This is a genomic window from Flavobacterium lotistagni (assembly GCF_011392125.1).
In the GTDB taxonomy this organism is placed as follows: domain Bacteria; phylum Bacteroidota; class Bacteroidia; order Flavobacteriales; family Flavobacteriaceae; genus Flavobacterium; species Flavobacterium lotistagni.
On record NZ_JAAJBU010000008.1, the window covers coordinates 145,922 to 154,075 of the forward strand.

An 8,154-nucleotide genomic window follows, 5' to 3' on the forward strand; every position below is an offset into this window, starting at 1 on the left:
TTTATGCTTTTTTCACTGAAGATGAGTATTTCACTACAGGCATAAATTTATCCTTCAATTTTTTCATATCCTCACTTACTTTTCTGTCCAAAACTTTGGCATAATGCTGAGTTGTTCTCAAATTCTTATGCCCAAGCATCTTGCTGACACTTTCAATCGGAACACCATTTGTTAGCGTTACCGTAGTTGCAAAAGAGTGTCGGGCGATATGGAAAGTCAATTCCTTATCAATTTTGCATATCCCCGCAATTTCCTTTAAATAAGCATTCATTTTTTGATTTGATAGGATAGGGAGTAGTTTATCTTCTCCTAAACATTGAGGGTGATTTTCGTATTTATCGATAATCATTTGCGTAACGGGAAGAATTGGAATTTTTGATGCGCTCTCTGTTTTCTGACGATGTGTAAAAATCCATTTTTCGCCATCAATACCAATACTTATGTGTGATTTGGTTAGGTTCTTCACATCAATGTATGCAAGACCTGTAAAACAGCTAAAAAGAAATATGTCTCTAACAAGCGAAAGCCTATCGTTCTTTAAATCCTTTTCAGTAATGACTTGAATTTCATCTTCGGTTAAATAAACTCGTTCAACCTCTTTCACTTTCGATTTATAATTAGCAAATGGGTTTTTCTCCAACCAATCATTGGCTAAACAAATCTTGATTATTTTGCTGAAATTCTTAATGTATTTGACTGCCGTATTATTGGCACAGTTTCTAACGCTTCTTAAATAAAATTCATAATCAGAAATGAAAGCATGATTTATCTTTGTGATTTCAATATCTGACACATTGTATTTCCATTCCAAAAATTCAATCGTATGCTTTAAAGAAGTGGTGTAGCGTTCTAATGTTCCGGGAGCATATTCTTTTCCCACCAATTCCTTTATCTTATTGTTATGGTCTTGAAAAATGGGTACGAGCATACGTTGTTTTTCATCAGAGCCAAAAAGCAATTCTTTAAAATTCTCAATACTTAGATTTTCATTTTTATGGATTAACTCCATTTGTATATCCAATACTTTGGATTTTATTACATCAAGATAACTATTTATTGAACGGGCTTCTTCAGTTGTACCTTTCACTTTGGACGCTTCAGACGACCATCGGGAAGGTTCTATAAATTTCTTAGTGCTGAATTCGGTTCTGATTCCATCTACAGTAAGACGGACATAAATTGGAAATTGCCCTTTGGCATTCGCCTTGGTGGATTTTGCATAAAAATGCAGGTTTACTTTCGCTTTCATTTTACTGACTGGTTAATTATTCTTCAAGTTAAATTCCAATCCCAAGCCAAACAAGATGTTTACTGAATGAACAAGCTATTTAATTCATTCGCAAACCCAATGTTTGCAAGGGTTAAGGGATTTTAGCGAGACCCTAGATTTCTAGTTTTTGTCAGGGTCTCGATTTAGTCCCTTTAGCGATAAGATTTGATGATAAATTTTGAAAGTCTGTAAAAGCAAAAACCCCCGAAAATCATAGGATTTCGGGGGTTTTGATACCATTTAGGATTTTTATCAGCGGAGAAAGAGGGATACTCTGCACGTTGATTATTAAAATAGTAAAGCGTTGGTTTTTAATGCTTTACAAACAAATTAAAATGTATATTTATTAGTTTTTGTTCACTTTTTTGTTCACTATATTTAGTTGATTTTTCTTTTAACTTCGTGGGTTTCCAAAGCAGATTCGTAATCGATAACTACCGGTAATAATCCATAGCCGGAAAAAAACAAGTAAGCCTTATACCCTCTTTTTGGATTGCCAATGGATTTTATTTTTGTTACCACAACTTTGGTATTTGCTATTATCACTCCGGCGGGTTCGTTTCCTTGTGTTATAAAATTGAACCTCGATCCGTTACCTGGATATCCGATTTCGATGGTGTCGTTTATTTTAATGGATTCGCCGGATTTTGAAAAATATTCAGTGAATTTACCTTCATTGGTTATTTTATCATAGCGTAAAGTTTGGGCAAATGCCGCCTTGCTTACAAGTAAAAATATGAATATTGGTATATGTAATTTCATGATTCATTTTTGTTTTTTGATGCATTCAATATAGTTTCTATTTTTTCTTCGAGCAATTTTATAACCTGATCTTTTAGTTCAGAAAAACGTTCGAGTTCTCTTACTCTTTCTTGAAGTTGAGGAATTGTAGTATATGCTTGTGTAGGATCGTTTATAATATTTTCTCTAATATAAATAGCATACTTTTCTTGAGAATTAAACCAATTAAATATTTTATCCACAGATTTTTCGTGTGGTTTTTTCACAGTTTTATCAAATATTCTACTGACGCCAGACACATTCATCTTGGTATTTGTTCCAATTTCGTATGCTGTGAGTTGAAATTTATCTACTATTTCTAATATAATTTTCAATTTTTTTTCATAGCCTAATTCGTTCATAAGCAATACTTTACGTTATAAAATTGGGAAAATAATATTTTTTATAATACATTTTTGTTTTTTTGTATTATAATTTATATTAGGTTTGTATCATAATTATACACAGAATTATAATACAAATATACAAAGGTTATGCCAATCACTGATACTTCTAATTTGAAACAGAGGGATTTGAAGACTTTCAAAAGGATTGAGAGCGCTCAAAATTCTGCTCAGGTTTTAAGTGATTTTTTCGATAAGGGTTTCCAAAGTTTCGAAGCATTAAAGGCGATAGTAAAAAATTATTTTCCTAATACTGATGAATCTCGATTATGGGATTTCTGGCATTTTAGAAATTTTGATTCCGAAATACTCGCAGCTTTAAAAGATGTTTTGAAAAAACTGAATTGATATGAGATTATATACAGTCGTAGAGTTAATGGATGTATTACAATCATGTAGGACGTATGGCGAAGTATTGAATTATCGCTGTGCACTTCTGATGATTCAAAATAAATATCCTGCCCGAATTTGGAATTTCTTTTGGGAGTTATCTGATCAGGTAAAACAATGCTATGCTTGATGGGAAGTATGGTTGAAATACCAGTCGAAACGATACAATGTTTGCGGGAACATTTAACCGCGATTTCTGGAATTCTAGGAATCGGTGATTTTGATTTCGGGAGTAATGCAAGTGAGCGTGTTGCTCCTGAATCGAAATCAAAAATTACCAAACAACAAAGGGTTGATAAGTTTAAAAATCTTATTGATTCTGGCGAAAGAAAATTTAAATCAAAAAAGTAAAATGATGGAAAATAATAAAAAGGAAATTCCAAAAGATAACATCCCATTCTCGGGTGTAAATCAAAAGGTTGATCATTCAGGCGATACGGTTGAAAGTGGCTGTAATTCACCTGTATTATGTTATCCTGAAAACTTCTTTGAACGTATTGAAATGTGTCGTTTATGTGGTCGAATGATTTAAGTCGATTTGAAATCGGTATAGCGATAATCGTGTTTTCGATTTTTGGTGCTGCTCTTATGTGGTGTTTAGGTTTTGTATGTACGTATCTGATAGAAAAATTCTGGCCTAAAACTGACGGCTACGAATCATTTCTTCAGGACACTTGTTTGCATAATAACTGCAAACATTTACAAAACGATCCGGATGGTGATGAATGGTTGTGTAATGATTGCGGTTTAAAATTCTAAGTAATGGCGGCAATTAAATCTGATAATCAACTGAACGCAATGATTAATAGAAATTTTGTTATAAAAGTTTCTGAAATAATTGGTGAATATTGGTGGCCGGTAGATGATGATTTTATTGATTTCCAGTTGCTCCCATTGTTTTCGGATTCAAAATTAACAACCGCAAAAAAACTTTCAAATTTTGTTGACGATGAAATGAAAAATCGGCTTTTTGAAAAAGCGTTGAATGGTAAGAATTTAAAATATATGTTCAAAATCCGTAAGAGATTGATTATTGAGTTTCACGGAAAATAAACCTAAAACTATGGATTGGAAAAAAGAGTTTACCCCAAATTCGATCAGAACAAATTCCGGAAAGTATTTTGATTTGTTGATAATGGATCCTGATACAATCGATATCCAAGATATTGCACATGGGTTGAGTTTTATGCCGCGATTTGGTGGCCAGCTTGATGAATTTTTGAGCGTTGCCCAACATTCAGTTTATGCTTATATGATGGCGGCGCCTGAAAATAAATTAGCTGCATTGCTTCATGATGCGTCTGAAGCCTATATGCTGGATATGCCTTCTCCATTTAAAAAATTGTTACCTGATTACCAGGCTGTCGAAAAAAGATTATCCGGTGTAATTGCTGAAAAATTTGGGTTTCAATTTCCTTATGTTGACCAGATAAAAAAAATTGATTCTGAATTATTGAGTTTGGAATGGCGGGCTATGGTAATGAAAGTTGAACCCGATTACAAAGTTTGGGATTCTGCTGAAGCAAAGCGGCGATTTTTGGAAGCTTATGCTGAATGTTTGGAAGTTACTGAATCTTAATCCGAAATGTATGCGCTTCAATATCGTAATTAATCAGGATCGATGTATAAAATTTAAACTGAATGTTAGTCAGGCTGCTTTGATGTCTGTTTTGACTGAAGTTAGTAGCTGGGCCAGTGAGAAAGCTATAAATGGTAAAACTTACTGGTGGGTTTCGCGAAATAAAGTAATCGAGCAGCTTCCGCTTTTTTATGAAAAGCCTGATACTGTCTACCGGCATTTCAAATATTTAGCGGCTATAGGTTTGGTTGAATATGAAAACGAAAAACGCAGGGATTATTTACGGTTAACTGAAAAAGGAAAACGCTGGAATAAACTCGGAAATGAATCCGAGTTTGCGATAAACTCGGAAATGAATCCGAGCAAACTCGGAAATGAATCCGAGTTAGTTAAACAAGTTATTGTATCTGATTTTGAATTAGTTAAGCCTGCTTTCTCGGAAATGAATCCGACAAATAATATTGATAATATAATAAATGATAAGAGTGTGGAAACCGCACTCGAATTTTTGCAGTTGAATTTTTCGTCCAGATACGAAACTTGGATGATGCAAAACAAATCGAAAATTAAAGATTTTGACCGTTTCGTAATCGATTTCAATTGTAAAGTCATAGAAGAAAAGAAGCCATTTGAGGCAGATATTCTTTTTGCGAGGCTTAACAGGCTTTCAAGTAATTGGCAGCGGTTTGATGAATCCGCGAAAAGTAAAGGTTTAACCGAAAAAAATAAATCCGGCGATTCACCGGCATACATGAATAAAAAAGTATCGTAAATGAAACCTAATTCAAAAACAAATACACATGTTGAGCCTGTTATGAATGTTGATCGCAATATGCTTGTGGTTCCGCAGGCTGTCGATCTTGAAGAAGCGGTGTTAGGTGCTATGATGATTGATGTTAAGGCGATTGATGAAGTATTGCTGATCATTAAATCACCGGAAGTTTTTTTTAAATCTGAGCATTTTCTTGTTTTTGAAGCAATACAACAATTGCATTCGGATAACAGCCCGATTGATCTTCTTACCGTAAGTGCGAAGTTAAGAAGCAATGGTGTTTTGGAAAAGGTTGGTGGCGATTTCTATCTGATACAGCTCACTCAGAAAATTAGCAGCAGTGCGCATTCCGAGTATCATGCGAGGTTGCTTATCCAGTTTTGGGTTAAGCGGCAAATGATAAAAAATTCTGCTGAAAATATGAGTGCGGCGTATGATCCTGAAACTGATATTTTCGATTTGATTGATAACGCTTCTTTGAAGTTGGATAACCTCGTTGCGCAAACTAATACAGGTGGTGCTGATATTACCATGAAAGAGGCTTTGAAAGCTATAAAGAAACGCGTCGAGTTGCTTTCATCGAAAAAGGAAGAAGAAATATCTGGTGTTTTTACGGGATTCAAAAAAGTGGATTTGATAACAGGCGGTTGGCAGTTGTCGGATTTGATAATTATAGCTGCGCGGCCCGGAATGGGAAAAACAGCGCTTGTGCTTCGTGGAATGCTTGAAAATGTAGTGCGTAATATTCCTGTAGGTTTTATATCCTGTGAAATGTCAACGTTGCAATTGGTAACAAGGATGGTTGCATGTGCAAGCCATTTTCATCTTAGCCAGTTGTTCAGGACTGGATTTTCAAAAAAGAAATACTTTGAACAGCTTCTTGATCTCGAAGATCGTATGTCTAAATATCCGGCATACTTCGATGATCATTCAAAGGAATTGCTTGATGTCGTTGCTAAGATTCGGTTATGGCACCGCAAGCACGGTGTAAAGATTGTAATCATTGATTACTTGCAACTAATGAGCTTTAGCGGTTTAAAAAAAACAGGAAACCGTGAACAAGAAATCTCAACGATTACCAGGACGCTTAAAGGTTTAGCGAAAGAATTGAACATTCCGATCATCTTGCTTTCGCAGCTTTCTCGTGAATTGGAGAAACGTGGTAACAAGCGACCGGTGCTTAGTGATCTTCGGGAATCTGGTGCAATAGAACAGGATGCTGATGTTGTCGCGTTTATCTACCGACCGTCCTACTATAACATAGAGCCTGATGATGAATTGTTATCGATGGGTGCTAATACTGAATTTATTATTGCAAAGCATCGCAATGGTTCCTTAGATCGCAAAGGATTATACTTTGACGAAAATAAAACAAAATTCATGGATCCTGAAGATGTTGATGCTGCGAATCGGGCTGACGAGGAATTACACGCGGCAGCTGATAAGTTTGAAGGCTTATCGCCTAGTCAGGCTTTTGCCGGTTATGGTTCTGAAGTTTCAAGTAATAATGATGATATGCCTTTCTGATGGCAAAGAAACTGCAAAAGATTAAAAGACCGTGGATAGTTGATCGTGTACCGTTCGACCGTGAAAGGCGTGATGATGATTTCGATTACAACGGTCGGCGGTGGCGCAAGGTTCGGGCGCAACAATTGGATTTGTTTCCGTGTTGCTGTGATTGTGAAGCTGAAGGAATAACAACCGTTGCAACGGTTGCTGATCACGAACCGCAAGTGAAAGTATTGATTGCGCGAGGTGATGATCCTTATGATATGAAGTGGTTAATGTCAAGATGTAAAAAACATCACGATAGTAAATCCGGTCGCGAAGCGCATAAGGGATATGGGGTAAAATCTCGGTAACTCAATAATCATGTACATCGCTGTTTAGTCAGGATTTTACTCGGTGTAGTTTTTTGGTGGGGGGGTCTAATTTAATAATGTTAGTTATGTCAAAAGCAAATATGAAAGTTTTAAGAAATGATGGTGAAGTTGTAGAAGTGAATAAAAATCTCTATGAGATTTTGAAAACCCTGCCGGCACCAATGCCTAAAATAAATTTGACTGATAATCAAAAATTTTGGTATCGCCATTTCGGTAAAATGCTGATTGAATCTAATAAGCTTACAAAGCCCGATTTGATTCATTTACATGCGCTGGCCCGATCAGTTGATTACTATTTGCAAGCAGAAGAACAAATCAATAGTCGGGGCTACATAGGTGGTTTAGTACAAACATTTATTTCCGGCGCTTCGAATGTTTCAGGACACGTAACACTTCGGGAAAAAATGCTAAAAGAAATCGAATCATTTTCAAAGCACTTTGGTTTCAGCTTCAAAGATCGATTGAGTTTAAAAGAAACTGGAGCAAACGATGGTTCTCAGTTATCTCTTTTTGATAGGGAAATGCAACAAAAGCACGGATAATAAAAACGTAAACGTTCTTTGAAATTTTGATAAGGCATTTAACAATGTTGTAAATCAAAATTTCTAAAATCGGTCAAAAACAGGTTTGTGCGTTCCTGTTTTTTTATAAATAAATACCAACAATACAATTTAAAACCAATGAAAAAATTTGAAAACAAAGAAGCGGCTTTAGCGTCGCAAAATTTTGATCCGAGCGCGGTAGTTATAACCGGCGTTCCTGAGCACCATTTGGAAGCTGTCAAAGGCTTTATCAATTTATGTGTAGGCCACGATGCTGTAAACCCTGAATTTAATCCCGACTACACAAACTACGATCAGTATAAATACGAGGCTATTCACGATATGGGTTCCCCTTCGGGTGCCGGGTTTTCGTACGTCGTCTACGACATCAGGGGGGCGGGTTCGGGCGTCGGTGCCCGCCTTGTTTCTGAAGATTCAGAAGCGGCCGAACACATCGCAGAAATTTTCCATGAAGATTACAAAGCGATGAAAGTGTATGATCGAAGTGCAATCGACAAAATCCAAAAATAACAA

The 8,154-nt window shown here is 35.9% G+C and carries 13 protein-coding genes; 10 read left to right on the plus strand and 3 right to left on the minus strand.

The features are described 5' to 3' along the window. Window position 1 precedes the first annotated feature (1 nt). The 3 genes from G4D82_RS10480 to G4D82_RS10490 all read right to left on the minus strand — a co-directional run bounded on the left by G4D82_RS10480 (window position 2) and on the right by G4D82_RS10490 (window position 2,412). On the minus strand, window positions 2–1,249 hold the full coding sequence (locus tag G4D82_RS10480; RefSeq protein WP_166337233.1) for a site-specific integrase: 1,248 nt from the start codon (window positions 1,247–1,249) through the stop codon (window positions 2–4). A gap of 399 nt (window positions 1,250–1,648) precedes the next feature. Next, window positions 1,649–2,032 carry a hypothetical protein gene (locus tag G4D82_RS10485; RefSeq protein ID WP_166337234.1) on the minus strand — a complete coding sequence of 128 codons (384 nt, stop codon included), beginning with the start codon at window positions 2,030–2,032 and terminating at the stop codon, window positions 1,649–1,651. Beyond that, window positions 2,029–2,412 carry a hypothetical protein gene (locus G4D82_RS10490; protein ID WP_166337235.1) on the minus strand — a complete coding sequence of 128 codons (384 nt, stop codon included), beginning with the start codon at window positions 2,410–2,412 and terminating at the stop codon, window positions 2,029–2,031. The genes G4D82_RS10485 and G4D82_RS10490 overlap by 4 nt, the downstream gene beginning before the upstream one ends. A 132-nt stretch (window positions 2,413–2,544) precedes the next feature. Here G4D82_RS10490 and G4D82_RS10495 point away from each other — a divergent pair, with 132 nt between their 5' ends. The 10 genes from G4D82_RS10495 (at window position 2,545) to G4D82_RS10540 (ending at window position 8,151) form a co-directional block, all read left to right on the plus strand. After that, complete coding sequence (locus G4D82_RS10495) at window positions 2,545–2,802, plus strand: hypothetical protein (RefSeq protein WP_166337236.1); 258 nt, start codon at window positions 2,545–2,547, stop codon at window positions 2,800–2,802. A 171-nt stretch (window positions 2,803–2,973) separates the two neighbouring features. Continuing rightward, entirely contained in the window at window positions 2,974–3,195 is a 222-nt protein-coding gene (locus G4D82_RS10500; protein ID WP_166337237.1) for a hypothetical protein, read from the plus strand. 1 nt (window position 3,196) lies between these two features. Further along, window positions 3,197–3,376 (plus strand): hypothetical protein, encoded by a 180-nt coding sequence (locus tag G4D82_RS10505; protein ID WP_166337238.1) that lies wholly within the window; start codon window positions 3,197–3,199, stop codon window positions 3,374–3,376. 230 nt (window positions 3,377–3,606) lie between these two features. Then, window positions 3,607–3,897: a hypothetical protein gene (locus tag G4D82_RS10510; RefSeq protein ID WP_166337239.1), complete on the plus strand. Its 291-nt coding sequence runs from the start codon at window positions 3,607–3,609 to the stop codon at window positions 3,895–3,897. Between the two features lie 10 nt (window positions 3,898–3,907). Then, on the plus strand, window positions 3,908–4,423 hold the full coding sequence (locus G4D82_RS10515) for an HD domain-containing protein (protein WP_166337240.1): 516 nt from the start codon (window positions 3,908–3,910) through the stop codon (window positions 4,421–4,423). A 10-nt stretch (window positions 4,424–4,433) separates the two neighbouring features. Then, window positions 4,434–5,195: a helix-turn-helix domain-containing protein gene (locus tag G4D82_RS10520; RefSeq protein ID WP_166337241.1), complete on the plus strand. Its 762-nt coding sequence runs from the start codon at window positions 4,434–4,436 to the stop codon at window positions 5,193–5,195. Beyond that, window positions 5,196–6,722: a replicative DNA helicase gene (gene dnaB / locus G4D82_RS10525; RefSeq protein ID WP_166337242.1), complete on the plus strand. Its 1,527-nt coding sequence runs from the start codon at window positions 5,196–5,198 to the stop codon at window positions 6,720–6,722. After that, window positions 6,722–7,057, plus strand: a complete 336-nt coding sequence (locus G4D82_RS10530) for a hypothetical protein (RefSeq protein WP_166337243.1) — start codon at window positions 6,722–6,724, stop codon at window positions 7,055–7,057. Before dnaB ends, G4D82_RS10530 begins: the two co-directional genes overlap by 1 nt. A gap of 86 nt (window positions 7,058–7,143) precedes the next feature. Continuing rightward, window positions 7,144–7,620: a P27 family phage terminase small subunit gene (locus tag G4D82_RS10535; RefSeq protein WP_166337244.1), complete on the plus strand. Its 477-nt coding sequence runs from the start codon at window positions 7,144–7,146 to the stop codon at window positions 7,618–7,620. A 138-nt stretch (window positions 7,621–7,758) separates the two neighbouring features. Further along, window positions 7,759–8,151, plus strand: coding sequence for a hypothetical protein (locus tag G4D82_RS10540; protein WP_166337245.1), 393 nt, complete (start codon window positions 7,759–7,761; stop codon window positions 8,149–8,151). The last annotated feature ends 3 nt before the right edge of the window (window positions 8,152–8,154 follow it).